Source organism: Desulfitibacter alkalitolerans DSM 16504 (assembly GCF_000620305.1).
GTDB classification, from domain to species: domain Bacteria; phylum Bacillota; class DSM-16504; order Desulfitibacterales; family Desulfitibacteraceae; genus Desulfitibacter; species Desulfitibacter alkalitolerans.
This window is the reverse complement of record NZ_KK211100.1, coordinates 994,392-1,019,903: the sequence shown is the minus strand read 5'-3', so window position 1 is coordinate 1,019,903 and position 25,512 is coordinate 994,392. Positions and strand designations below refer to the sequence as shown.

The 25,512-nt window shown below is 41.9% G+C and carries 21 protein-coding genes; all 21 read left to right on the top strand.

Annotation, left to right across the window (positions count from 1 at the left end):
* Positions 1 to 30: 30 nt before the first annotated feature.
* The 21 genes from rpoN to K364_RS0110570 all read left to right on the top strand — a co-directional run bounded on the left by rpoN (position 31) and on the right by K364_RS0110570 (position 25,482).
* The gene (gene rpoN / locus K364_RS0110670; RefSeq protein ID WP_028308021.1) at positions 31 to 1,431 is read left to right on the top strand and encodes an RNA polymerase factor sigma-54; all 1,401 of its coding nucleotides are present in this window, start codon (positions 31 to 33) and stop codon (positions 1,429 to 1,431) included.
* Positions 1,432 to 1,603: 172 nt separating this feature from the next.
* Complete coding sequence (scfA, locus tag K364_RS26225; RefSeq protein WP_084295719.1) at positions 1,604 to 1,756, top strand: six-cysteine ranthipeptide SCIFF; 153 nt, start codon at positions 1,604 to 1,606, stop codon at positions 1,754 to 1,756.
* Positions 1,757 to 1,871: 115 nt separating this feature from the next.
* Positions 1,872 to 3,065, top strand: a complete 1,194-nt coding sequence (locus tag K364_RS0110660) for a pyridoxal phosphate-dependent aminotransferase (RefSeq protein ID WP_028308020.1) — start codon at positions 1,872 to 1,874, stop codon at positions 3,063 to 3,065.
* 363 nt (positions 3,066 to 3,428) lie between these two features.
* Complete coding sequence (gene gap / locus K364_RS0110655) at positions 3,429 to 4,427, top strand: type I glyceraldehyde-3-phosphate dehydrogenase (protein WP_028307077.1); 999 nt, start codon at positions 3,429 to 3,431, stop codon at positions 4,425 to 4,427.
* Positions 4,428 to 4,576: 149 nt separating this feature from the next.
* Positions 4,577 to 5,758 carry a phosphoglycerate kinase gene (locus tag K364_RS0110650; RefSeq protein ID WP_028307076.1) on the top strand — a complete coding sequence of 394 codons (1,182 nt, stop codon included), beginning with the start codon at positions 4,577 to 4,579 and terminating at the stop codon, positions 5,756 to 5,758.
* Between the two features lie 75 nt (positions 5,759 to 5,833).
* Positions 5,834 to 6,583 carry a triose-phosphate isomerase gene (gene tpiA, locus K364_RS0110645; protein WP_028308019.1) on the top strand — a complete coding sequence of 250 codons (750 nt, stop codon included), beginning with the start codon at positions 5,834 to 5,836 and terminating at the stop codon, positions 6,581 to 6,583.
* A gap of 117 nt (positions 6,584 to 6,700) precedes the next feature.
* Positions 6,701 to 8,242 carry a 2,3-bisphosphoglycerate-independent phosphoglycerate mutase gene (gene gpmI / locus K364_RS0110640; protein WP_028308018.1) on the top strand — a complete coding sequence of 514 codons (1,542 nt, stop codon included), beginning with the start codon at positions 6,701 to 6,703 and terminating at the stop codon, positions 8,240 to 8,242.
* 128 nt (positions 8,243 to 8,370) lie between these two features.
* Entirely contained in the window at positions 8,371 to 9,657 is a 1,287-nt protein-coding gene (gene eno / locus K364_RS0110635; RefSeq protein WP_028308017.1) for a phosphopyruvate hydratase, read from the top strand.
* 251 nt (positions 9,658 to 9,908) lie between these two features.
* Positions 9,909 to 10,130, top strand: coding sequence for a preprotein translocase subunit SecG (gene secG, locus K364_RS0110630; RefSeq protein ID WP_028308016.1), 222 nt, complete (start codon positions 9,909 to 9,911; stop codon positions 10,128 to 10,130).
* Between the two features lie 77 nt (positions 10,131 to 10,207).
* Positions 10,208 to 12,208 carry a sodium-translocating pyrophosphatase gene (locus K364_RS0110625; protein WP_035268549.1) on the top strand — a complete coding sequence of 667 codons (2,001 nt, stop codon included), beginning with the start codon at positions 10,208 to 10,210 and terminating at the stop codon, positions 12,206 to 12,208.
* A 40-nt stretch (positions 12,209 to 12,248) separates the two neighbouring features.
* Positions 12,249 to 13,085, top strand: coding sequence for an alpha/beta hydrolase (locus tag K364_RS0110620; protein ID WP_051533960.1), 837 nt, complete (start codon positions 12,249 to 12,251; stop codon positions 13,083 to 13,085).
* Positions 13,086 to 13,167: 82 nt separating this feature from the next.
* Positions 13,168 to 13,719, top strand: coding sequence for an HDIG domain-containing metalloprotein (locus K364_RS0110615; protein WP_028308013.1), 552 nt, complete (start codon positions 13,168 to 13,170; stop codon positions 13,717 to 13,719).
* Between the two features lie 103 nt (positions 13,720 to 13,822).
* Positions 13,823 to 15,943, top strand: coding sequence for a ribonuclease R (gene rnr, locus K364_RS0110610; RefSeq protein WP_028308012.1), 2,121 nt, complete (start codon positions 13,823 to 13,825; stop codon positions 15,941 to 15,943).
* A gap of 212 nt (positions 15,944 to 16,155) precedes the next feature.
* Entirely contained in the window at positions 16,156 to 16,353 is a 198-nt protein-coding gene (locus K364_RS0110605) for a DUF2281 domain-containing protein (RefSeq protein WP_028308011.1), read from the top strand.
* Complete coding sequence (locus K364_RS0110600; protein ID WP_028308010.1) at positions 16,338 to 16,673, top strand: type II toxin-antitoxin system PemK/MazF family toxin; 336 nt, start codon at positions 16,338 to 16,340, stop codon at positions 16,671 to 16,673. Before K364_RS0110605 ends, K364_RS0110600 begins: the two co-directional genes overlap by 16 nt.
* A gap of 491 nt (positions 16,674 to 17,164) precedes the next feature.
* The gene (locus tag K364_RS0110595) at positions 17,165 to 18,103 is read left to right on the top strand and encodes an aspartate carbamoyltransferase catalytic subunit (RefSeq protein WP_028308009.1); all 939 of its coding nucleotides are present in this window, start codon (positions 17,165 to 17,167) and stop codon (positions 18,101 to 18,103) included.
* The gene (locus K364_RS0110590) at positions 18,087 to 19,361 is read left to right on the top strand and encodes a dihydroorotase (protein ID WP_028308008.1); all 1,275 of its coding nucleotides are present in this window, start codon (positions 18,087 to 18,089) and stop codon (positions 19,359 to 19,361) included. The genes K364_RS0110595 and K364_RS0110590 overlap by 17 nt, the downstream gene beginning before the upstream one ends.
* Before the next feature lie 30 nt (positions 19,362 to 19,391).
* The gene (gene carA, locus K364_RS0110585; protein ID WP_028308007.1) at positions 19,392 to 20,480 is read left to right on the top strand and encodes a glutamine-hydrolyzing carbamoyl-phosphate synthase small subunit; all 1,089 of its coding nucleotides are present in this window, start codon (positions 19,392 to 19,394) and stop codon (positions 20,478 to 20,480) included.
* Positions 20,473 to 23,694, top strand: a complete 3,222-nt coding sequence (gene carB / locus K364_RS0110580; RefSeq protein ID WP_028308006.1) for a carbamoyl-phosphate synthase large subunit — start codon at positions 20,473 to 20,475, stop codon at positions 23,692 to 23,694. The genes carA and carB overlap by 8 nt, the downstream gene beginning before the upstream one ends.
* Before the next feature lie 100 nt (positions 23,695 to 23,794).
* The gene (locus K364_RS0110575; RefSeq protein ID WP_035268546.1) at positions 23,795 to 24,571 is read left to right on the top strand and encodes a dihydroorotate dehydrogenase electron transfer subunit; all 777 of its coding nucleotides are present in this window, start codon (positions 23,795 to 23,797) and stop codon (positions 24,569 to 24,571) included.
* On the top strand, positions 24,571 to 25,482 hold the full coding sequence (locus K364_RS0110570; RefSeq protein ID WP_035268543.1) for a dihydroorotate dehydrogenase: 912 nt from the start codon (positions 24,571 to 24,573) through the stop codon (positions 25,480 to 25,482). The genes K364_RS0110575 and K364_RS0110570 overlap by 1 nt, the downstream gene beginning before the upstream one ends.
* Positions 25,483 to 25,512 lie beyond the last annotated feature (30 nt).

The following is a 25,512-nucleotide window of genomic DNA, read 5'->3' as shown; positions in this document are numbered from 1 at the left end:
GTCTAAATGTCTTTTTAAGGAGTGGGTTTTATGCAAATGGGCTTTGAACTTAACTTACAACAAACCCAAAAGTTAATAATGACTCCAGAACTGCGACAGGCTATAACTGTATTGCAGCTCTCCTCTCTTGAGTTAGCAGAATTTGTACAGGAACAAATTTTAGAGAATCCAGCCCTGGAAATAGAAACTGCCGAAGATAGCACAGAGGAAACTGTTGCTGCTGCAAAGGAAGAAAAAGAAGACAATGAGGCATTTGACGTTGACTGGCATGAATACTTTCAAGACCGGGATATTGGGTATGTGAAACAACCTCGTGAGGAAGCTAAAGAGGTAAATTATGATAATTTTTTGACAAAGGCACCAACCCTGGAAGAATATTTATTAAACCAATTGAAGCTCTCCTGTTGTAATGCAAGAGAGAAGGAAATTGCCCAATTTATTATTGGCAACCTGGACAGGAATGGATACTTATGCATTTCACTAAAAGAAATTGGGGAAATGTATTCTTATCCCATGTCCCAGGTAGAGGCTGTATTAAAACTGGTTCAGTCCTTTGATCCTCCAGGTGTGGCTGCAAGAGATTTGGTAGAGTGCCTATTGCTGCAAATAAGTGAAAAGGAACTTGAGCTTAACTCCTTGTTAACCTCGGTAATAAAGTATCATTTAGAAGATGTAGCCGGTGGAAGGCTGTTGAAAATAGCTAAAAGCCTTGATATTACACCGGAAGAGGTACAGCAGTTAGTAGATTATATTAAAACCCTTGACCCCAAGCCTGGTCGCTGGTTCGCTGACTCAGAGCAAACCACGTATATTGTTCCTGATGTGGTTGTGGAAAAGGTGGAAGGTGAATACATTGTAATTGTCAATGATGTATATACGCCACGATTGGGGATCAATCCAGTTTATAGAAGGTTACTATCAGCAGATACAGTTGATGTTAATGCCAAGAAATTTATAGAAGGAAAATTAAACTCGGCTGCGTGGATAATAAAGAGCATTGAGCAAAGAAGACTTACCTTATATAGGGTGGTTAACTGTATAGTAGAGTTCCAAAAGAGCTTCCTTGAAAAGGGAGTAAAGCACTTAAAGCCTTTAAATTTAAAACAGATAGCTGAACAGTTAGAGATCCATGAGTCAACAGTTAGTCGGGCAACAAATAATAAATATATTCAGACACCTCAAGGTGTTTTCCCATTAAAATTCTTTTTTGCCAGTGGTGTTGATAACTATTCTGGGAGTGGTGTTTCCTCTGAAAGTATTAAAAAGATGCTGAAGGAATTCGTGTCTAATGAGAATAGTGCTAAACCCTATACAGACCAGCAGTTAACAAATATGCTGAAGGCACAGGGAATAAAAATTTCCAGAAGAACTGTAGCCAAGTACAGGTGTGAGCTTGGCATGGCATCTACAAGCAGGAGAAAAAGATACTAGCTTATATGAGGAGATATTTGCTGTATACTGAATACTTATAATTGATAATATTTACCTTAGTAATTAATAGTGCTATAATTGGGCAAGAAGTAAGAAGTATTGTATTAACAAGCATTTTATGAGGTAAGGAAACATTAAATCATGCAGCACGGGGTAATAAAGGAGGGTTAGAATGGCAAGAGAGCTAAAACATATTAAAACTATTTTAAAATCACAGCTTCAAAAAACCCAGGAAAGTGGTGGGTGTGGAGAATGTCAGGTTTCATGTCAGTCAGCTTGTAAAACTTCTTGTACTGTAGGAAACCAACTTTGTGAAAAGAACTGACCATTAAACTCGGGCAACCCCCGGGTTTTTGAGTATTTAGACTCAAAAAAGCAAAAAATACGCAGTACATGGTTGTTGTATAATTGGATATCTTATAAAAGGAAGGAAGATTATTATGTCTTTATCCCAAAGAGTTAAAAAAATTGAACCTTCACCAACACTAGGGCTGGTAGCGGTAGCCAAGAATCTAAAAGCTCAGGGACATGATGTCATTGAGTTTGGGGCTGGAGAACCAGATTTTAATACACCTGACAATATCAAAGCTGCAGGAATAAAGGCAATAGAGGACAACTTTACCCGGTACACACCTAACCTTGGCATCAAGGAGCTGAGAGATGCCATCTGTGAAAAGCTGGAGAAGGAAAATAATCTTAAGTATACACCAGATCAAGTAATAGTTTCCTCAGGAGCAAAGCACAGTCTATTTAACGCAATTATGGCATTATGTGATGTGGGTGACGAGGTAATCATTCCTGCTCCCTACTGGGTTACCTATCCCGAGCTGGTTAAAATGGCAGATGGTATTCCAGTTACTATTACAACTACAGGTGAAACCGGGTATAAAATGACCGCCCGGCAGCTTCAGGCTGCAGTAACCCCTAAGTCAAAAATAGTAATTATCAATAGTCCCAGCAACCCAACAGGTGCTGTTTATACAGAAGCTGAGTTAAGAGAAATTGCCCAGGTGTGTGTAGAAAATAATATCTATGTTATCTCAGATGAAATCTACGAAAAGCTAATCTACGATGATGAAAAGCATGTAAGTATAGCATCCTTTGGTGAGGACATTAAGAAACTGACCGTTACAATTAATGGGGTCTCTAAAGCATATGCAATGACAGGATGGAGGATTGGCTATGCTGCTGGAGGAAATGAAATTATTGAAGCCATGGATGCATTTCAAAGTCATGCAACATCTGCTCCAGCCTCAATGACCCAAAAGGCCAGCTATGAAGCAATAGCTGGAAACCAGGATGCAGTGGAAGAAATGAGAAAGGAATTTGATAAACGACGTAAATTCATAGTAGATGAATTAAACAAAATACCTGGAATAACCTGTCAAATCCCCAAGGGTGCTTTCTATGCATTTCCAGATATCAGTGGTCTATATGGAAAAACAATAGGAGGAGTTACCATAGAGGATGATAACGTATTTGCTAAACTGCTCTTGGAAAAGGTTTATGTGGCAGTTGTGCCTGGATCACCCTTTGGTTCTCCGGGAAACATACGACTTTCCTATGCTAACTCCATTGAGTACATGAAAAAGGGCCTTGACCGTATAAATGATTTAGTTGCAGGAAATATTTAGAGCACAAGGTTAGCAATAGCTAATAAAACGGTAAAGAATTTACAGAGTTCAATGGAATTCTGTAAATTTTTTTCGCCAAGGTGTGAAAAGTTTTAAATATACTTTTGACAATTATTACATATGGGTTTAAAATTATTATAATAATGCATATTTGCAATATTGTATTATTTGGATGGTAATCTTCCATTTCGTCTTATTTTTTATTTTTTCCATATTTAAGAGAGGATTTTCCTGGAAAATTGTTGTATTGTATTATAGTATTAATACAGTGTGGTTGCTGCTTCACTTAATCCCTTTCTTTTAGTTTAATAGATTAGAATAAAATGAGAATAATAAATTATATAAATTATAGGGGGTAAAATAATGACAATTAAAATCGGTATTAATGGATTTGGAAGAATAGGTAGACTTGTACACAGAATAGCAGAAAAAGATCCCATGGTAGAAGTAGTAGCAGTAAATGACCTAACAGACGCAGAAACCAATGCCCATCTGCTTAAGTACGATTCAGTACATGGAGTATGGGATGCAGAAGTAGAAGTAGGAGAAGGCTCATTTCTAGTAAACGGCAAGCCAGTTAAGGTCTATGCAGAAAAAGACCCCGCACAAATCCCCTGGGGAGAATTAGGAGTAGACGTGGTGGTAGAATCCACAGGAGTATTCACAGATGCCAAAAAAGCCAAGGCCCACCTGGACGGCGGAGCAAAAAAGGTTATCATCTCAGCACCGGCTAAAAACGAAGACGCAACCATAGTAATGGGAGTAAACGAAGGAATCTATGACCCTGACAACCATAAAATAGTATCCAACGCATCCTGCACAACAAACTGTTTGGCTCCGGTAGCCAAGGTGCTGCATGATAACTTCAAAATAAAATACGGAGTAATGACAACAGTACATGCCTACACCAATGACCAGAGAAACCTGGACCAGGCCCATAAAGACCTAAGAAGAGCAAGAGCCTGCGGATTATCCATAATACCAACCACAACAGGAGCAGCCAAGGCAGTAGGTTTAGTACTACCAGAACTAAAAGGAAAACTAAACGGCTTTGCCATGAGGGTACCAACAGCAAACGTATCAGTAGTAGACCTGGTAGTAGAAGTAGAAAAGCCAACAAACGTAGAAGAAGTAAACAAAGCCTTAGAAGAAGCAGCAAAGGGACCAATGAAGGGCATATTAGACTTCAACATGCTGCCCTTAGTATCAAAAGACTATAACGGCAGCCAACTATCCTCCATAATAGACGGCCTATCCACAATGGTCATGGAATCCACCCAGGTTAAAGTCCTTGCCTGGTACGACAATGAATGGGGATACTCCTGCAGAGTAGTAGACCTGGCCAAATACATGATGAAATAACAACCGGGGGGACGGTTCCGCTGGCTGGTATTTTAAAGAACAAGACGGTGTTTCCATTTACCAAAGACCATATGACCCTGTACCTAAACAGTAAGTTTTCGTACCTGGATAGTTGCAAAACCCAATTATCACTAGGAGGTAAAATATTAATGAACAAGGCAACTATAAAAGACATTGACCTAAAAGAAAAAAGCGTACTAGTAAGAGTTGACTTTAACGTGCCATTAGATTCCCAAAGAAACGTCACAGATGACACAAGAATCAGAGCAGCCCTGTCCACAATACAATACCTCATGGACCAGGGCTGTAGAATCATACTAATGTCCCACCTGGGAAGACCAGAAGGAAAATATGAAGCAAAATACAGCATGGAACCAGTAGCAAAAAGGCTATCTGAACTATTACATAAAGAAGTAAAACAAGCTAAGGATTGCACATCACAGGAAACAAAGCAAATGGCAAAAGAATTAAAAAGTGGAGAAATACTTCTGTTGGAAAACACACGCTTTTACCCAGGAGAAACGAAAAATGATAAGGAGCTATCAAAAGAATTAGCAGCCCTTGGAGAAGTATTTGTCAATGATGCCTTTGGAGCAGCCCACAGGGCCCACTCCTCCACAGTAGGAGTAGCAGAATACATACCGGCAGTAGCCGGACTACTCCTTGAAAAAGAATTGTCAGTTTTAACAGAAGCATTAGAAACCCCGGCCCGGCCCTTCACAGCAATAATAGGAGGAGCAAAAGTATCAGACAAAATAGCAGTCTTAGAAAACCTTGTAAACAAAGTAGATAACCTCATAATAGGAGGGGGCATGGCCAACACCTTCCTGAAGTCAAGAGGAGTTAATATGGCTGATTCCTTAGTAGAAGAAGACAAGCTGGAGCTGGCAAAGGCAATAGAAGAAAAAGCTAATACCCTTGGGGTTAACCTCCTGTTGCCAGTAGACATGGTCATAGCACAAGAAATGAACGAAGAAGCCCAAACCCAGGTAATACGGGGGGATGTGCCAGAAGGCTATAAAGCACTTGACATAGGTCCGGCATCAGCAGAAGCCTTTGCCCAGATCATAAGAAACTCAGCCCTTGTACTCTGGAATGGACCAATGGGAGTATTTGAAATAGATAAATTTGCAAGGGGAACAGAGGTGGTTGCAAAAGCCATGGCAGAATGTGAAGGTAAAACCATCATAGGTGGTGGAGACTCAGTAGCAGCTGTGGAAAAGGTTGGCGTTGCCCACTCTATTTATCATATTTCTACAGGTGGAGGAGCTTCATTAGAATTTTTAGAAGGAAAGGTGCTGCCTGGAGTGGCCGCCCTTAAGGATAAGTAACACAGTCTCACGGTTCCTCTGTCTTGTAAATTTAACTTTAAGGTGAGTAGATTTAAAGATAGGAGTTGTATAGCAATGAGAAGACCCGTTATAGCTGGCAACTGGAAAATGCATAAAACATCACATGAAGCCCAAGAATTCATAGAAAAATTGGCTGCTAACCTAAAGGGTGTAGAAGAAGCTGATGTAATTGTTGCTCCTGCCTTTACCTCTTTGGAAGCAGCTGTTAAAGCTGCCCAGGGGAGCCAGATAAAAATAGCTGCTCAAAATATGCACTGGGAAAATAAGGGTGCTTATACAGGTGAGATTTCACCAGCCATGCTAAGGGATCTGGGAGTTACCCATTGTATTATAGGCCATTCAGAAAGAAGACAGTATTTTGCAGAAACAGATCATACAGTTAACAAAAAGGTAAGGGCCGCTTTAGATAATGAAATAATTCCCATCGTATGTGTAGGTGAAATCCTTGAAGAAAGAGAAAAGGGAGATACCTTTAATGTAGTGGAAAAGCAAACCAAGGCTGCTCTGGAGGGTTTAACCAGCACTCAGGTGGCAGAGCTGATACTAGCTTATGAACCTGTTTGGGCTATTGGTACTGGAAAAACCTCTTCTGCAGACGACGCCCAGGAAGTCATAACTAAAATCAGAGAGATAATTGCCAATGACTTTGGTAGGGAAAGTGCAGGTAGAGTCAGGATACAATATGGAGGAAGTGTTAAGCCTGAAAACATCAAGGGCTTTATGGAACAGAGTGATATTGATGGAGCCCTGGTCGGGGGCGCTAGTTTGGAAGTAGATAGCTTTTTAAAACTCATTAACTACTAGGAAACAGAAGTCAGAAGACAGAAGTCAGAATAAAACGTAAAGAGATCTAAGGTTCCTATTCTGGCTCCTGAATCCTGTATTCTGAATTCTGGAGTTACAAGATTGGAACGGTGAACTATGGCAAAATACAAACCAGTAGTATTAACAATATTAGATGGATGGGGCATCTCTGAAAAAAAGCAGGGCAATGCTATTTTAAGTGCGGAAACTAAAAATATGGACAATTACCTTGCTAATTACCCAAACACCATTCTGGAGACTTCAGGAGAAGCAGTTGGACTGCCTGCAGGCCAGATGGGCAACAGTGAAGTAGGCCATCTAAATATTGGAGCAGGAAGAATAGTCTATCAGGATTTAACCAGAATCAGCAAAGCAATAAAAGACGGAGACTTTTTTGAAAACCCAGAGCTCATAAAAGCTTATAAGAACTGCTGCAAGGAATCTGGAAAATCGCTGCACTTAATGGGGCTTTTATCAGACGGAGGAGTCCACAGCCATATAGAGCATGTCTTTGCCCTAATAGAAATGGCCAAAAAAATGGAAGTAGAAAACCTTTATGTACACTGCTTTTTAGACGGAAGAGACGTACCACCAAAAAGCGCCCTAAAATACATAAACAGTCTTGAGGAAAAGCTAAAAGAAATAGGCATAGGTCAAATAGCCACAATATCAGGCCGCTACTATGCCATGGATAGAGACAAAAGATGGGATAGGGTAGAAAAGGCATATAGAGCCATGGCCATGGGAGAAGGCCAAAGGGCATCATCTGCAAAAGAAGCAGTAGAAAACTCCTATGCCCAGGGTATAACAGACGAATTTGTACAACCAACAGTCATCATTAAAGGCAACAACCCAGCAGCAACAATCAAAGAAGGAGATACATTAATCTTTTTCAACTTTAGAGGAGACAGGGCTAGAGAAATAACAAGGGCCTTTGTAGACAAGGATTTTGATGCCTTTGAAAGACCAACAGGTTGGCTTAACCTAAAATATCTCTGCATGACAGAATATGACGCAACCATAGAAGCCCCTGTAGCATTTCCGCCAGAAAGGTTTGTAAATACCCTGGGGGAAGTCCTTGCAAAAAACAAAATGAAGCAGCTTAGAATAGCAGAAACAGAAAAATATGCCCACGTAACCTTCTTCTTCAACGGAGGTGAGGAAGAACCAAACCCAGGTGAGGAAAGAATACTAATACCATCCTCAAAAGTAGCCACCTATGACCTGCAGCCAGAAATGAGCGCCCAAGAGCTTACAAAAACGGTAATAAATGAAATTAACAAGGACATCTATGACGTAATAATCATCAACTATGCCAACCCAGACATGGTAGGCCATACGGGAAATTTTGAAGCAGCAGTAAAAGCAGTAGAAGTAGTAGACGAATGCATTAAAAAAGTAGCAGACGCAGTACTGGAAAAGCAGGGAGTAATAATCATAACCTCTGACCATGGCAATGCAGAAGAGATGGTTGAAGAAGAAAAAGGCACACCCCATACAGCCCACACATCCAGTCCAGTACCAGTAATTATCCTTGGACTTAGAGAAGAAAAGACATTAAGAGATGGAGGCAGTCTAAGAGACCTGGCCCCAACCATGCTGGAACTGCTGGAAATAGAAAAACCAAAAGAAATGACAGGCCAAAGCCTAATAGATTAACACCTACCAAAACATTGACATAACTTGGTCCAAGCAAAGAAAGTCTTATTTAGTCATCTTGCAAAACTGAAAAACCAGCCAGCAGAACCGTCCCTGTGGTTGGTATTAAATAAAAGGAGGAAAACAAAATGACAATAATCACAGACCTATACGCAAGAGAAATACTAGACTCCAGGGGCAACCCCACAGTAGAAGTAGAAATATACCTGGAAAGCGGCATCATGGCAAGAGCAGCAGTACCCTCAGGAGCATCCACAGGAGCCTATGAAGCAGCAGAACTAAGAGACGAAGACAAAGACAGATACATGGGCAAAGGAGTACTAAAAGCAGTAGAAAACGTCAACGAAATAATAGCCCCAGAAATAATCGGCATGAACGTAATGGACCAAATAGGCATAGACAAGGTATTACTAGAACTAGACGGCACAGAAAACAAAGTCAAGCTGGGAGCAAACGCAATCCTAGGAGTATCACTAGCAGCAGCAAAAGCCGCAGCAGAAGAACTAGACCTGCCCCTGTACCAATACATAGGAGGAGTAAACGCCAAGCAATTACCCATACCCCTGATGAACATCCTAAACGGCGGAAAACACGCAGACAATAACGTAGACATCCAAGAATTCATGGTCATGCCAGTAGGAGCAGAATCCTTCTCCCATGCCTTAAGAATGGGAACAGAAATCTTCCACAGCCTCAAAAAAGTACTAAAAGGCAAAGGCCTGAACACAGCAGTAGGAGACGAAGGCGGCTTTGCCCCAGATTTAGCATCAAATGAAGAAGCCCTAAAAGTAATCATGGAAGCCATAGAAAAAGCAGGCTACAAAGCAGGAGAAGAAGTATACCTGGCCCTAGACGTTGCAGCAACAGAACTCTATAAAGACGGCAAATACAACCTGGAAGGAGAAGGCAAGGTCCTAACATCAGCAGAGCTGGTTGACTACTACGAAAACCTGGTCAACAAATACCCCATCCTATCCATAGAAGACGGCCTATCAGAAGACGACTGGGACGGCTGGAAGCTCATGACAGACAGGCTGGGAAATAAGATCCAGATAGTAGGCGATGACCTCTTTGTAACAAACGTCAAGAAGCTATCCCAGGGCATAGAAACCCAGACAGCCAACTCCATCCTAATCAAAGTAAACCAAATAGGCACCCTAACAGAAACCCTGGACACAATAGAGATGGCAAAAAGAGCAGGCTACACCTGCATCATCTCCCACCGATCAGGAGAAACAGAAGACAGCACCATAGCTGACATAGCAGTGGCCACAAATGCAGGACAGATTAAAACAGGAGCCCCCTCAAGGACAGACAGGGTTGCCAAGTACAACCAGCTTCTTAGAATTGAGGGGGAGCTGGATTACCTGGCACAATACCAGGGGATGAAGGTATTTTATAATCTTAAAAAATAAAAGCAATAATTAGGCAAGGGGTATTATGAAAGCTAGTTTAAGCCCCTTGCTTATTTTTTACCCTGGTAGGGCTTAACTTAAACAACCAAGTTTAACTAAATACTATTGAGTTAATAATAGTATAGAAAATAAAGAAATAAACAAAAATACCCATAAAGGGCACAAGTGCTTATTTGTTGTAATTTACCAAGGGTTATGCTAAAATATATTTGTTTGTTAAAAGGAAATATGATGAGGAGGTGACCGTTTAGATGAAGACATTCTTAATAATAATCCAATTAGTAGTTTCTCTGGGACTCATAGCCTCTGTATTATTGCAATCAGGAAAAAGTGCCGGGATTTCCGGTGCCATTGCAGGTGGTGCTGAAACCTTTTTTGGTAAAAAAAAGGGTTTGGATGAATTGCTTGGGAAGATAGCAACAGGTCTTGCTGCAGCTTTTTTAATAGTAACCTTATTAATATCCATTGTTTAATTATTTAAATTTATTAAGCTAACTATAAAAAAATAAAAATAAAATAAAATACTGTTGCGTTAAGGGAGGAATAAGATTTGTTTCCATTAGAATATTTAGCCCCCATTGCCGGGGTATTAGCGTTAGTCTTTGCATATGTACTTATTAATAGAATCAACAATGCTGATCCTGGTACAGATACCATGAAAGAAATTGCCGCAGCAATTCAAGAAGGTGCCATGGCCTTTTTGAAAAGACAGTACACTACATTGATAGTGTTTGTAATTATCCTGGCAGTACTAATTGTTGTAGCTGGATATATGACACCAGGTGCAGATAGTTTGCAGCCGGCAACTGCATTGGCCTTCATTATTGGAGCTTTGTGTTCCGGTGTTGCCGGATATATTGGCATGAGTGTTGCTACAAAAGCCAACGTAAGAACAGCCAATGCTGCACGAACAAGTGCAAATCAGGCTCTAGGAGTTGCTTTCTCCGGTGGAGCTGTAATGGGTATGGCTGTTGTTGGATTAGGCTTATTAGGATTAGGAATTGTAAATATTATCTTTGATAATCCACAAATTGTTAATGGATTTGCTTTAGGAGCCAGCTCCATTGCATTATTTGCCAGGGTTGGTGGCGGTATCTATACAAAAGCTGCCGATGTTGGTGCTGACCTTGTGGGTAAGGTAGAAGCTGGGATTCCAGAGGATGATCCAAGAAACCCAGCTGTTATAGCTGACAATGTTGGTGACAATGTTGGTGACGTTGCTGGTATGGGTGCTGACCTGTTTGAATCCTATGTAGGTTCAATTATTGCATCAATTGCTTTAGCTGCAGCCTTGGGAATACCAGGAGGCACCATACTTCCCTTAATGGTTGCAGGTGCAGGTATTGTTGCTTCTATAATTGGAACCTTCTTTGTAAGAACAAATGAAGGATCTAACGCTCAAAAGGCTTTAAATACAGGCTCGATGGTTGCTTACATTTTATCAGTAATCGCAATCTTTTTCCTTACAAGGGGCTTACTGCCTGCTGATTTAAGCATGGGAGTATTCATTGCCACTGTAGCAGGTCTACTGGCAGGTGGAGCCATTGGTAAGCTTACAGAGTACTATACTTCTGCTGATTACAATCCAACAAAAGAGATTGCCAAGGCTTCACAAACTGGTACTGCAACAAACATAATTCAAGGCGTTAGTACAGGTATGATGAGCACAATGATGCCCATATTTGTAATTGTAGTAGCTATTTTAACAGCCTACCATTTTGCAGGACTATATGGAATCGCTTTAGCAGCAGTAGGTATGCTTTCAACTACTGGCATGACTGTGGCCGTAGATGCTTATGGTCCAATTGCAGATAATGCAGGTGGTATTGCTGAGATGGCTCACCTTGATCCAAGTGTTAGAAAAATTACAGATTCATTAGACTCTGTTGGAAATACAACAGCTGCTATTGGTAAAGGCTTTGCCATTGGTTCAGCTGCTTTAACAGCATTAGCTTTGTTCTCAGCCTATACCCAGGCAGCAGGAATAGCTGCAATTGACCTCACAACTCCAAACGTTATTGCCGGTTTGTTCATTGGTGGTATGCTGCCCTTCCTGTTCTCTGCCCTTACAATGCAGGCAGTAGGACGAGCTGCCTTTGATATGATTGAGGAGGTTCGCAGACAGTTTAGAGAAATTCCAGGTGTCATGGAAGGTACAGGCAAACCAGACTATGCTAATTGTGTTAGTATTAGTACAAAGGCTGCATTAAGAGAAATGATTATTCCTGGTATACTAGCAGTTTCTGCCCCAATAGTTGTTGGCCTTTTCCCAGGTCTTGGTAAGGAAGCACTGGGTGGAATGCTGGCAGGTGCTTTAGTTTCTGGTTTCTTGCTGGCTATCATGATGGCCAATGCCGGCGGAGCATGGGATAATGCCAAGAAATTCATTGAAACAGGAGAATATGGAGGAAAAGGATCCCCAGCACATGCTGCCGCTGTAAACGGTGACACAGTAGGTGACCCATTCAAGGATACTTCTGGACCATCTATCAACATCTTGATCAAGCTTATGACAATTGTGTCCTTGGTTTTTGCTCCACTATTCATGTAATAGATAATGCATCAAAGGTAAAAAGGGAGTATTGCACGCCATGCTGCAATACTCTTTTTACTATTATCAAAGGACATTAAGGACCAGGATAGGCAACTGGGCAAGGTATGTTTTATATGGGGGTATACGTAAAATGATAATCAAGGGAGCAGAACCCTTCTTTATGGAAGGAAATCATATCGGTTGTGTTTTGATACACGGCCTTTCCAGCAGTCCGTCAGAGATGAGGCTCCTGGGAGAATATTTGAATAACAGAGGCTACTCGGTTATGGCCCCCCTGCTGCCAGGCCATGGAACAAAGCCTGAGGATTTAATGAAATATGGCTGGCAGGACTGGTATGGGGAGGTTGAAAGGGCTCTCACCTTTATTAAAAGAAATTGTACAAAAACCTATCTTATTGGGTTATCCATGGGGGGGCTTCTTGCATTGTACGGTGCAGCAAATAGACTGCCTGTTTCAGGTGTTGTAGCCATGGCACCGCCCATACATCTTGGTAACAGACTTGCATATACTGCTCCAATACTTAAGTATTTTAGGAAAAGTGTTAAAAAAGAAGGTAATGCAAGTTTAATTCATGGCAATCACAGGGTGACCTATAATGAACAGGTCATGCATGGTGTTCATGAGCTATTAAAGCTAAGAAGAAGGGTCAAGTGGGCACTTTCTGGTATAAGAAAGCCAGTTTTAATAGTTCAATCAAAGGATGACAGGGTATGCCTGCCTAGTGGCGCCCAATATGTGCATGATAAGTTGGGCTCCCCGCTAAAAATATTAAAATGGCTGGCGAACTCAGGCCATATTGTCACCATGGGTCCTGAAAGAGAAGAGATGTTTACTCAAATCCACTGGTTTATACAAAATATCAGACAAGTATGACCTCTTGACATAACTAACAAAAATTAAAAAGATAAAAATTGGATTGTAAAATAAAGATATTTTTTAAAAGGAGTGATTACCCTTGCAAAGAGAAGAAGCTGTTAAGATAATGAAAAGGCATGTTACTAATAAAAATTTACAAAAGCACTGTCTTGCCACAGAAGTGGTGATGAAATATCTTGCCAGGCATTTTGGCGAGGATGAGGAGAAGTGGGCCTTGACAGGATTACTCCATGATATTGATTATGAGCAAACTGCAGATGACCCTAAAAGACATAGTCTGCTAGGTGCGGACATGCTGGAAGAAATGGGCCTGTCAGAGGATATAGTATACTCAGTCAAGGTACATAATGAAGAGCATGGTCTGCCCAGAATCAGCCTTATGGATAAAGCTTTATATGCCACAGATCCTTTAACAGGTTTAATAGTTGCAGGAGCCTTAATTAAGCCTGAGAAAAAATTATCAGCAATAGATGTATCCTTTTTAGTAAATAGGTTTGGGGAGAAATCCTTTGCTAGAGGTGCCAACAGGGAGCAGATCAAGTCTTGTTCAGAGCTTGGACTATCTCTAGAGGAGTTTATGGGCATTGGCTTAGAGGCCATGCAGTCCATTTCAAAGGATCTAGGCATCTAAAATCCATTCTAGACATACTAGAATTTGTCAAACATGGGGATAATAAAAGTATTTAAACGAGGTTATAAATTGGGAGTAATAAATTAAACAGGAGGAAAAATTTTTGAATAGAGAAGAAATACTAAATTACATGCGTGTGAGTACCTATAAACCCCTTACCGCGGAAGATCTGGTCTCCACACTAAATATTGAAAATGTTGGTGAATTCCTAAAACTTCTTAATGAGCTTGAACGAGAAGGGGAAATAATATTAACCAGAAAAAACAGGTACGGCATAACTGAAAAAATGGGCTTGTTTGTAGGCAGAATTGATGGACATGCCAAGGGTTTTGGTTTTCTGGTACCAGAAAGGTCACCAGATTTTCATAAGGGCGGAGATATCTTTATTTCCGCCAAGGATTTAAATGGTGCAATGCATAATGACAGGGTGATAGTGAGACTTATATCCCATATGGATATGAAGGGCAAGCCAGAGGGAGAGGTAATAAGAATTTTAACAAGAGAAAATGAGTTATGCGTGGGAACTGTAGAGAAAAGCCCTAATTTTGCCTTTGTAGTTCCTGATGATAAGAGGATTGGACAGGACATTTTCATTCCCTTTGAAAAAATGAAAGATGCCAGGGATAGGGACAAGGTAGTTGTAAGGATTACCCGTTGGCCGGAAGCACGAAGGAATCCAGAGGGTGAAATAATAGAAATACTTGGCAAAAAGAATGAGCCGGGAATTGATATTCTGTGCATTGTCAGAAAGCACAAGCTCCCAGAGGAATTTCCGCAGGAGGTAATTGCAGAAGCTCAAAGGGTTTCCCAGCTTCCCATTTCAGAGGAGGCACCAAATAGACTAGACTTAAGGGACTATCCCATGATAACCATGGATGGAGCAGATGCCAAGGACCTGGATGATGCTGTGTCCCTGGAAATACTAGATAACGGCAGCTACTATCTTGGTGTACATATTGCAGATGTTGGGTTTTATGTTAAGGAAGGAAGTGCCCTGGATAAGGAGGCTTTAGAAAGGGGCACCAGTGTATATCTGGTGGACAGGGTAATTCCCATGCTGCCCCCTGAGCTGAGTAATAATATTTGTTCCCTAAATCCCAGGGTGGACAGGCTTTCCATGACAGTTTTCATGGAAATAAATAAAAATGGCCATGTAAAGAGCTATGACATTAAACCGTCAATAATCAATATTAATCATAGAATGACTTATGATAAGGTTAATGAAATCCTGGATGGAGACAGGGAGGCAGCAGCACAGTATCAGGAATTTGTGGATACCTTTTTGGCAATGAAGAAGCTGTCTGAGATACTAAAAGAAAAAAGAACAAAAAGAGGAAGTATTGATTTTGACTTTCCTGAGAGCAAGGTTATCCTGGACAGGGATGGAAAAGCAGACAAGATAATCAAGCTGGAGAGGGGCATATCTGAAAAAATAATTGAGGAGTTCATGATTGTGGCAAATGAAACTGTTGCCCAGCATATGTACTGGTTGGAGGTGCCTTTTCTATATAGAGTACATGAAGAGCCTACTGAAGAGAAAATGTTGACACTAAACGAGTTCCTTCATGCCTTTGGTTATCACATCAGGACCGGGCTGGACAAAATGTCTCCCAAGAGTTTTCAGGAAATTGTAGAAAAAGTAAAGGGCAGACCAGAGGAAAAGGCTGTAAACACTGTTATATTACGTTCAATGAAGCATGCCTCTTATTCTGATGAGCCCCTTGGACATTTTGGGCTGGCTTCGGAGTTTTATTCTCACTTTACATCTCCAATACGCAGATATCCTGACCTTGTTATCCATAGAATAATTCGAGAAACCCTGTTAGAAGGACCACTTGATGAAAAACGTACCAAAAAGCTGGCCAAATTTATTCACAAGGCAGCTGCCCAGTCGTCTATGAGAGAACGGGTTGCTGAAGAGGCAGAGAGAGAATCAGTAGATCTTAAAAAGGTTGAATTTATGCTAAGGCATCTTGGTGAAGAATTCACAGGAATTATTAGCAGTGTCACCAACTTTGGCTTTTTTGTGGAGCTGGACAATTCAGTTGAGGGTCTGGTTCATGTATCTACCCTTACAGATGATTACTATTACTTTGATGATAAGCATCTGGTACTAATCGGCAAGCATACAGGGGAAACCTTCAGGATAGGCGATTCAGTAAAAGTTTTGGTGGCCAAGGTTAATGTTGAAGAAAGAAATATCGACTTTGAGCTAATCAAATAAAAGTGTCAAATCATTTAGCCATTCGTTTAGGTGGTCAGAGTAATATATTTTTATTATTTACATCCTGAACTCTTTTATGGGCTATGATACCAGCGGCTTGGGAAAGCGAAGAGAGTTACAACGCATTAGATGGTAAATGCGACATAAAAGTATTATAGATAACGGTGTAAACCATTTGTTTATTAGTGTATAATAATAAAGAGGTGGTTCAAATGATTAACAAAGAAACTTTAGTCAAAAAAATTGAAAACTTACCTTCCAATCTTTTAAAGGAAGTAGCAGACTTTATAGATTTTATAGAATATAAAGGAAAGAAAAGTAAAGTAAATAACATAACATTAGCAAGTGAAAAAAGTTTGGCGAAAGATTGGCTTAAACCAGAGGAGGAAGAGGCATGGAAAGATTTATAAAGGGAGATGTTTTGGTTGTACCTTTTCCCTTTTCGGATTTATCTCAATCTAAAAAAAGACCTGCATTGGTCGTAGCCAATATAGAAGAAGGTAATGACTTAATCTTATCTCAAATAACAAGTCAAAAAAATTACGATTCGTATGCAATTAAAATTGTCGATAATGATTTCACTGAGGGGTCGCTGAGACAGACTAGCAATATAAGACCTAACAAAATATTTACTGCTGATGAAGATATTGTATTATATAAAATTGGACATTTAAATAATGAAAAAATTAAAGAAGTTACTAATAAGGTTATTGAAATTTTTAAAAGATAAAAAAAGCAACCGATGTGGTTGCTAATGAGCCAGGAATTTAGCAGCCTAATAGTAGTGGATGTTATTAGTAATTAAGCCAAAAACTTCATAGCAATTGTCAAAAGGTGCCCGTTAGTTCGTTTGTGTTATTAAAAAAATATATAAAGGAAGCAATTTCGATATAAAAATATTTTTCAATACTACTTGACTGGGACAAGTATATAGACTACAATTTTAGAAAATACCTTTAAGTTAGTCCTGTGAGGCTGGCAAGGTAAGTCATGGTGTAAGTAGAGCCGCTTGCTGTGTGTCACAGTAAGGGGCTTTTTTGCTGGAATAACTGCTACAATTAAATATGCTACACCTTTAATTTAGTCCGGTGAGGCTAAAAAGGAATCTAACAGTGATCAAACCAGAGGGTTTTAAAAAGCAAGCTCCTTACCGCTAATGTAAGGAGTTTTTTTCATGGGCAAAGTGAATAATAAGTAACAAAACAAGAAGGGGGTAAAATTGTGGGTATTAAATCAAAGGATTTACTGGGTTTACAAGGTGTTTCAAGGGAAGAAATAGAGCTAGTCATAAATACAGCAGACTCACTAAAAGAAATCATGACCAGAGACATAAAAAAGGTGCCTACCTTGAGGGGAAGAGTTGTAATTAATCTTTTTTATGAGCCAAGTACCCGGACAAGAACATCCTTCGAATTGGCAGGCAAGTATATGAGTGCCGACATGTCTAACTTAAATGTGTCTACCAGCAGTGTTGTAAAGGGAGAGACACTTATTGATACAGGTAAAACCCTGGATGCCATGGCAACAGATATAGTAATAATCCGCCATAGTGCTGCAGGTGCCCCTGCTCTCCTCGGCAGGAGTATGAAGGCAAGAATTATCAATGCCGGAGATGGTTACCATGAGCATCCAACCCAGGCTCTTCTGGATATGCTGACCATTAAACAATACAAGGGCAAGATTGAGGGGTTAAAGGTTGCAATTATTGGAGATCTGGCACACAGCAGGGTTGCCCGCTCTAACTTCTGGGGCCTGACTACCATGGGAGCAGATGTGGTCCTTTGCGGACCCACCACCCTTATTCCCAGGGACCTGCAAAAGGCAGGAGCAAAGATAGTTACAAATATGGATGAGGCTGTTAAAGATGCAGATGTTGTAATGATGCTGAGGGTGCAGCTGGAAAGACAGCAAAAGGGCTTGTTCCCTTCAATTAGAGAATATGCCCAGTATTATGGATTAAACACAAAGAGATTAAGCCTTGCAAAGGCGGATGCCCTTGTAATGCACCCTGGTCCAATGAACAGGGGAGTGGAAATTTCCTCAGATGTGGCTGATGGTGTACAGTCAGTTATAGAAGAGCAGGTTACAAATGGTGTTGCAGTGAGAATGGCCCTATTATATCTAATGGGAGGAGGAGCTAGTGATGCAGTTACTGCTTAAAAATGGTCGGATAATGGATCCCGTAACAAAGACCGAACATGAAGGAGACATACTAATCATCAATGATAAAATTCGTGCTGTAAACCATGGTTTAAAGCCAGGTCCAGATACCAGGGTGATAGATCTGGAGGGTAGAGTGGTTTCCCCGGGCTTTATTGATATGCATGTACATTTGAGAGAGCCTGGCTATGAACATAAAGAGACAATTGCTTCAGGGACAAGAGCAGCTGCAGCTGGGGGTTTTACTACTGTAGTTGCAATGCCCAATACAAAGCCGGCTCTGGATAATGAAACAACTATAGAATATGTAAAGTGCAAAGCGCAAAGGGAAGGTGTCATAGAGGTCCTGCCCTGTGCAGCTATTACCAAGGGACGCAAGGGCGAAGAGATAGCAGAATATGGCATCTTAAAAAATGCCGGGGCAGTTGCTTTATCAGATGACGGTGAGCCAGTTGCAAATCCTGAGGTAATGAGAAGGGCAATGGAATACTCCCTGCTTTTTGACCTGCCCATTCTTTCCCACAGTGAGGACAAAAACTTAAGCGGCGGCTCCATGCATGAAGGCTATTTCAGCACCATCCTGGGACTTAAAGGAATACCAAGTGTTGCTGAGGATGTTGCAGTTGCAAGAGATATAGCCCTTGCAGAATATACAGGTGCCAGACTTCATATTTCCCATATTAGTACTGCAGGTGCAGTTGAGATGGTAAGGGCAGCCAAGAAAAAAGGTCTTAAGGTAACAGCAGAAGCAGCACCCCATCACTTTAGCCTTACTGATGCTGAGGTAGTTGGCTATAATACTGCTACCAAGGTGAATCCGCCCCTTCGCTCCCAGGAGCATGTGGAGGCAGTAATTGCCGGCCTTTTAGACGGAGCCATTGACGCAATAGCTTCTGACCATGCACCCCATACCTCTGAGGACAAAAATGTGGAATATGAATATGCTGCCTTTGGAATTTCAGGTGTAGAAACTTCAGTAGCCGCAGCACTACATTACTTGTACCACAAAAAACAAATGCCATTAATGGAACTGCTGTGCAAGTTTACAACAGGTCCTGCAGCCATACTGGGAATTAAATATGAAGGGTTGGTTCCAGGTGCGGCAGCCAATCTGACCATACTGGACATGGAATTGACGAAAAAAGTAGATGTCAACAGCTTTGTTTCAATGGGCAAATATAACCCTTATCATGGCAAAGAGCTAAAGGGTTGGCCCGTTATGACCATTTATAAGGGACAGATAATAACCACCAGTTAAGAAAATTAGTTTTAATGAAGGGGGACTCCTATGAAGGCGGTTTTAGTTTTAGAAGATGGGACGGTATTTCAAGGCATTTCATGCGGAATTAATGGAGAGGCTGGCGGGGAAGTTGTTTTTAGCACAGCAATGACTGGATATCAGGAGATTATTTCTGACCCGTCCTTTGCAGGGCAGCTTATTACTTTAACCTATCCTCTGGTAGGCAACTATGGCATGGCCAGTCGCTATCAAGAATCAGCTAACACGGCTGCCAGGGGTATTATTATTAAAGAAGAGACCATGTCTTACCAGAAGGGCTTAAAGGGTAAGACCCTGCAGCAGTATTTAGAAGAAAACCGGCTCATAGGAATAAAAGGCGTTGATACAAGAACATTAACCCGGCACATAAGAACCCATGGCTCAATGAGGGGAATAATCAGCACTAAAGAAACTCCAATTGAAGAATTGCTGCAAAAAGCCAATGAGATACTGCCAATTACAGAGCAGAACCTGGTTGACCAGGTAACGACCCCAAAGAAGTATACCATACCAGGGGGATGGCCTGCAGTGGCAGTGCTTGATTTTGGAGTCAAGAGCAACATTATCAGATCATTAAACAAGCTGGGCTGTACAGTTATTGTTTTTCCGGCTCATGCCACACCAGAAGAAATCAAAGCTGCGGAACCTGATGGACTTCTTTTATCCAATGGCCCCGGTGATCCCATGATGATACCCCATGCTATAGATACAGTTAAAAGCCTGTTAAATTCCATGCCAGTAATGGGCATATGCATGGGCCATCAGATACTTGGAACTGCCCTGGGCGCAAGGACATACAAAATGAAGTTCGGTCACAGGGGCGGCAATCAGCCAGTTAAGGATTTGCAAAAGGACAGGGTGTTTGTTACATCGCAAAACCATGGATTTTGCTTGAGCAAGGAGGACCTGCCTGATGATGTTGTAATTACCCATATTAATTTAAATGATGGGTCCATAGAAGGTATCAAGCATGGACACTTGCCTGTATTTTCAATACAATTTCATCCAGAAGGTGCCCCCGGACCAAAGGATACAGAATACCTCTTTAAAGAATTCATGAACATGATCTCACTCCAGGGAGGTGGCAGCCATGCCTAAAAAAGAGTCAATAAAAAAGGTTTTAGTTATAGGTTCAGGTCCAATTATCATAGGGCAGGCAGCCGAATTTGACTATGCCGGCACACAAGCCTGCAGGACTTTAAAAGAAGAGGGCATAGAGGTTGTCCTCATTAACAGCAATCCGGCTACCATTATGACTGATGCAGAAATAGCAGACAGGGTATATCTTGAACCATTAACCCTTGACTTTGTAGAAGAGGTCATCAAGGTTGAACGGCCTGATGGCCTGCTGCCAACCCTGGGAGGTCAAATAGGATTAAACATGGCCCAGAAGCTGTGGGAAGTGGGCATCCTGGAAAAATATAAGCTCAAGCTTCTGGGAACATCAGTTGAGGCAATTAAAAAGGCTGAGGATAGAAAGCTTTTCAAAAATATGATGGAAGAATTGGATGAACCAGTTCCTGAAAGTGCCATAGTCAATTCAGTTGAAGAAGCTCTAGACTTTGCACAAAACCTGGGCTTTCCGGTAATTGTGAGGCCCGCTTACACCCTGGGTGGAACAGGAGGCGGTGTGGCTGGCAATGCCCGGGAATTGGAGATAATTTCCTCAAAGGGTATAAAGCTCAGTCCCATTGGTCAGCTTTTAATTGAACGTTCTGTTGCCGGCTGGAAAGAGATTGAATATGAGGTTATCAGGGATGGAAAGGATAACTGTATCACCATCTGCAGCATGGAGAATATTGATCCGGTAGGTATTCATACTGGGGACAGTATAGTGGTGGCGCCTACCCAGACCTTGTCAGATGAAGAACATCAAACCCTTCGTTCAGCGTCTATAAAGATTATTAGAGCCCTGGGAATAGAAGGGGGATGCAATATTCAATATGCCCTTCATCCCAGAGAACTGAAATATTACGTAATAGAGGTTAATCCAAGGGTGAGCCGTTCAAGTGCTTTGGCTTCCAAGGCAACAGGCTATCCTATAGCCAGGGTGGCTACAAAAATAGCCATGGGTTACAGCCTGGATGAGATAACTAACCAGGTTACCGGCAGCACATCAGCCTGCTTTGAGCCTGCTTTAGACTACGTGGTGATAAAAATACCGCGCTGGCCCTTTGATAAATTTGAAAGTGCCCATAGAAGGCTTGGTTCACAAATGAAGGCTACTGGAGAAATAATGGCCCTGGGCAGAAGCTTTGAGTCAGCCCTGTTAAAAGGCATACGCTCTCTTGAACTGGACAGTGACACCCTTGTAATGGATTCCTTGAAAGAATGGTCACGGGAAGCTATAGTGCAGGGATTAAGACATGCTGATGACAGGCGCTTGTGGGTTGTGGCGGAAGCCTTTAGAAGAGGTTTTACAATTGATGAGGTTGAAGAAATTACAGCCATTACCAGGTTCTTTTTGGCAAAAATAAAGGAACTGGTTGACTGGGAAGAAAGGCTTGCAGCAGGACCAGACAAGGATCTGTTGATCCAGGCAAAAAGTCTTGGCTTTGCTGACAAGCAAATAGGTTCCTACTGGAACTTGTCAGCACAAGAGGTCAGGGAGATGAGAAAAGGGTACGGTATAGAAGCAAGCTATCGCATGGTGGATACCTGTGCAGGAGAATTCCCCGCAGCCACGCCTTATTATTATTCAACATATGGGGAAACAAATGAATTAGAAAAAAGCCAGGCTGAAAAAGTCCTTGTGCTGGGTTCAGGACCCATTCGTATCGGCCAGGGCATCGAATTTGATTACTGTTCAGTTCACTCCTCCTGGGCGCTGCAGGAAGCAGGAGTTGAATCAATAGTTATCAACAATAACCCTGAAACAGTAAGCACTGATTATGACACAAGCAATAGACTATACTTTGAACCTTTAAGTGAAGAAGAAGTACTCAATGTCATAGATCAGGAAAAGCCTGCCGGCGTCATAACCCAGTTTGGAGGACAAACTGCCATTAACCTGGCCAGGCCCCTGGCAAATGCTGGAGCTAAAATTCTTGGCACTAGTGTTAAAAACATGGATATAGCCGAGGACAGGGAAAAATTCCATGAATTGTTGAAGGAACTTGCTATTAAACACCCTGAAGGAAGAATTGCCTTATCCCTTGCAGAAGCAGAGGATATTGCATTGGAGTTAGGATTTCCAGTATTGGTTCGTCCATCCTATGTACTGGGAGGAAGAGCCATGGAAATTGTATATAACAGGGAAGAGCTGCATCAGTATCTGGAACAGGCAGTTAAAATATCTAAAAACAACCCAATACTTGTTGACCGCTACTTATTAGGCAGGGAGGTAGAAGTAGATGCAGTAAGTGACGGAACCCATGTATTAATTCCAGGGATAATGGAGCACGTTGAAAGGGCCGGGATTCACTCTGGGGACAGCAGTGCTGTATATCCATCACGCTCTCTAGCTCCAAGGGTAGTTGACACCCTTATAGAATACACAACAAAGCTTACCAGGGGGCTTCAGGTAATAGGCATGCTTAACATCCAATATGTAATACAGGATGACGAGGTTTATGTAATAGAAGCAAATCCGCGTTCAAGCAGAACAGTCCCCTTCATCTCCAAGGTAATTAACATTCCACTCATAAAAGTGGCAACCAAGATCATGATGGGCAAAAGCCTTGCAGAACAGGGACTAACACCAAACTACAATGAACACACTATCTTTGTAGAGCCGAAAAACCTAACTGCCGTAAAAATGCCTGTATTCTCCTTCTCCAAGCTTACAGAGGTTGAGACATCCCTTGGCCCCGAGATGAAGTCTACTGGAGAGGTCCTGGGTCTTGATGCCGATCCAACTAAAGCCATGTACAAGGCCCTGCTAGCTGCCGGCTATGATATACCACCCCAGGGAACAATCCTTGCCACCATAGCTGATAAGGATAAAAGTGAAGCGCTGCCAATTTTGCAGAGATTTCACAGTCTGGGCTATAATCTGGCTGCAACTCCAGGTACAGCACAAATGCTTGAAGGTGAGGGTATTTCAGTTGAAGTGGTAAATAAGCTTAGAGACGGCAGTCATAATGTGGTAGAATATATTAGAAAAGGCAGGGCTGACCTGATTATTAACACCCTTACCAGGGGCAAGGAACCGGCCAAGGATGGATTTAAAATAAGAAGGGCAGCTGTTGAATATGGCGTAGCCTGCACCACTTCCCTGGATACAGCCAAGGCTATTCTAAAGATCATGGAATCCATGGTCCGCGTAAAATCCCTCCAGGACTACAACCGGGGGGACGGTTCTCTTGGCTAATTTCACAAATGGTTATAGTTATGATAATGTAGTGCTAATTAATATTAGTAGTGCTAATTAGTACTAAAGGTATTAGATGAGAATACAATGAGGTGAACTAATGTTATTAGAAGACGGAAAAATACTTGTACATGAAAACTTGGGGCATAATCAATATTTAATGGAAGTTTTCAGTCCCCAGGTAGCTGCTTCTGCACTACCTGGGCAGTTTGTACATATAGCCTGCGGAGCAGAAGATGCATCAGATCCCCTGCTAAGACGGCCCATTAGTATCCACAAGATAAACAAGGGGAAGGGTACCATTGAACTTTACTACCTGGTTGTGGGTAAAGGTACCACAATGTTATCCAAAAGGTCCGCAGCTGATACCATATCAGTCATGGGACCTCTAGGCAGGGGCTTTGAATTAAAGGTGCAGGAGCAAAGGACTGTGCTGGTGGGCGGCGGCATGGGGATTGCCCCACTCCTTGCCCTTGCCGAAGAGCTAAAGCTTCTTGGAAAAGAAGTGGTATCATTACTGGGAGCAGCAGGGGCTCAAGGCCTGGTCAGGGCAAAGGCATTTAAAGAATTTGGCCAGGTCATAGAGGTAACAGAAGATGGGAGTCTGGGCAAAAAAGGTCTTGTTACAGAACACCTGGCACCCTTAATAGATATGGGCAATGCTGTTATTTATGCATGCGGCCCAGAAGGCATGTTAAGGGCTGTGGTGAAGGCCGCTTCAGGGTTGAATGTTCCATGTCAGATATCACTGGAAGCGTCAATGGCCTGCGGTGTTGGAGCATGCCTGGGCTGCACCTGTGTTTCAGGAACTAAGGGAGGCTATCCAAAGGTTTGCAAGGATGGCCCTGTATTCTGGTCTGGCGAGGTGAAATTCTAATGGTAAACTTAAAGGTAAAGCTAGGCGCCCTGGAATTGAATAACCCTGTAACTGTAGCCTCAGGAACCTATGGCTTTGGACTTGAATATGCTGATTTTTATGATCCGGGAAAACTTGGTGCAATTTTTACAAAGGGGATTACATTTAAACCAAGACATGGCAACCCGCCTCCAAGACTCTGGGAGACACCCTCGGGAATCTTAAATTCCATTGGGCTAGAAAATCCAGGTGTAGAAGCCTTCGTTAATGAATACCTGCCCAGGGTAAAGGGCCTGGGAACAGCAATCATACCTAATATTTCAGGAAGCACTGTGGAAGAATACTGTCAGGTTGCAGAGCATCTTAATGGCAAGGAAGGAATTGCTGCCCTGGAGGTAAACATTTCCTGCCCCAATGTAAAAGAAGGTGGCATGGCATTTGGAAGCTGCCCCAATGTGGCAGCTAATGTTGTTAAGGAAGTAAAAAAGGTCACGAACTTACCCCTAATAGTGAAACTAAGTCCAAATGTAACTGACATTGCAGCTGTAGCCAGGGCTGTGGAAGAGCAGGGGGCAGATGCCTTGTCGCTGATAAATACACTCCTTGGCATGGCAATTGATATTAGAACCCAAAGACCTGCCTTGGGCAACATAATGGGAGGCTTATCGGGGCCTGCAGTTAAACCTGTTGCTGTCAGAATGGTGTGGCAGGCAAGTCAGGCAGTTAAGATACCTATTGTGGGTATGGGTGGCATCAACTCGTGGCAGGATGCTGTGGAATTTATGCTGGCAGGAGCCCATGCAGTATGTATTGGGACGGGCAACTTTGCAAAACCTATGGTTGCTGTGGAGGTAATTGAAGGAATAGAAAGGTACTGCAAGGAAAGAAATATTAGTAATGTTACCGAGTTAACTGGCAGGGCGTGGAAATAGCAGCCCCTGTATTCTGGATGTGAATGATAC

What these genes read in the sequence shown, in the direction of transcription:
- rpoN (WP_028308021.1), top strand. Translation starts at nt 31, where the DNA reads ATGCAAATGGGCTTTGAACTTAACTTACAACAAACCCAAAAGTTAATA.
- scfA (WP_084295719.1), top strand. Translation starts at nt 1,604, where the DNA reads ATGGCAAGAGAGCTAAAACATATTAAAACTATTTTAAAATCACAGCTT.
- K364_RS0110660 (WP_028308020.1), top strand. Translation starts at nt 1,872, where the DNA reads ATGTCTTTATCCCAAAGAGTTAAAAAAATTGAACCTTCACCAACACTA.
- gap (WP_028307077.1), top strand. Translation starts at nt 3,429, where the DNA reads ATGACAATTAAAATCGGTATTAATGGATTTGGAAGAATAGGTAGACTT.
- K364_RS0110650 (WP_028307076.1), top strand. Translation starts at nt 4,577, where the DNA reads ATGAACAAGGCAACTATAAAAGACATTGACCTAAAAGAAAAAAGCGTA.
- tpiA (WP_028308019.1), top strand. Translation starts at nt 5,834, where the DNA reads ATGAGAAGACCCGTTATAGCTGGCAACTGGAAAATGCATAAAACATCA.
- gpmI (WP_028308018.1), top strand. Translation starts at nt 6,701, where the DNA reads ATGGCAAAATACAAACCAGTAGTATTAACAATATTAGATGGATGGGGC.
- eno (WP_028308017.1), top strand. Translation starts at nt 8,371, where the DNA reads ATGACAATAATCACAGACCTATACGCAAGAGAAATACTAGACTCCAGG.
- secG (WP_028308016.1), top strand. Translation starts at nt 9,909, where the DNA reads ATGAAGACATTCTTAATAATAATCCAATTAGTAGTTTCTCTGGGACTC.
- K364_RS0110620 (WP_051533960.1), top strand. Translation starts at nt 12,249, where the DNA reads ATGCTGCAATACTCTTTTTACTATTATCAAAGGACATTAAGGACCAGG.
- K364_RS0110605 (WP_028308011.1), top strand. Translation starts at nt 16,156, where the DNA reads ATGATTAACAAAGAAACTTTAGTCAAAAAAATTGAAAACTTACCTTCC.
- K364_RS0110600 (WP_028308010.1), top strand. Translation starts at nt 16,338, where the DNA reads ATGGAAAGATTTATAAAGGGAGATGTTTTGGTTGTACCTTTTCCCTTT.
- K364_RS0110590 (WP_028308008.1), top strand. Translation starts at nt 18,087, where the DNA reads ATGCAGTTACTGCTTAAAAATGGTCGGATAATGGATCCCGTAACAAAG.
- carA (WP_028308007.1), top strand. Translation starts at nt 19,392, where the DNA reads ATGAAGGCGGTTTTAGTTTTAGAAGATGGGACGGTATTTCAAGGCATT.
- carB (WP_028308006.1), top strand. Translation starts at nt 20,473, where the DNA reads ATGCCTAAAAAAGAGTCAATAAAAAAGGTTTTAGTTATAGGTTCAGGT.
- K364_RS0110575 (WP_035268546.1), top strand. Translation starts at nt 23,795, where the DNA reads ATGTTATTAGAAGACGGAAAAATACTTGTACATGAAAACTTGGGGCAT.
- K364_RS0110570 (WP_035268543.1), top strand. Translation starts at nt 24,571, where the DNA reads ATGGTAAACTTAAAGGTAAAGCTAGGCGCCCTGGAATTGAATAACCCT.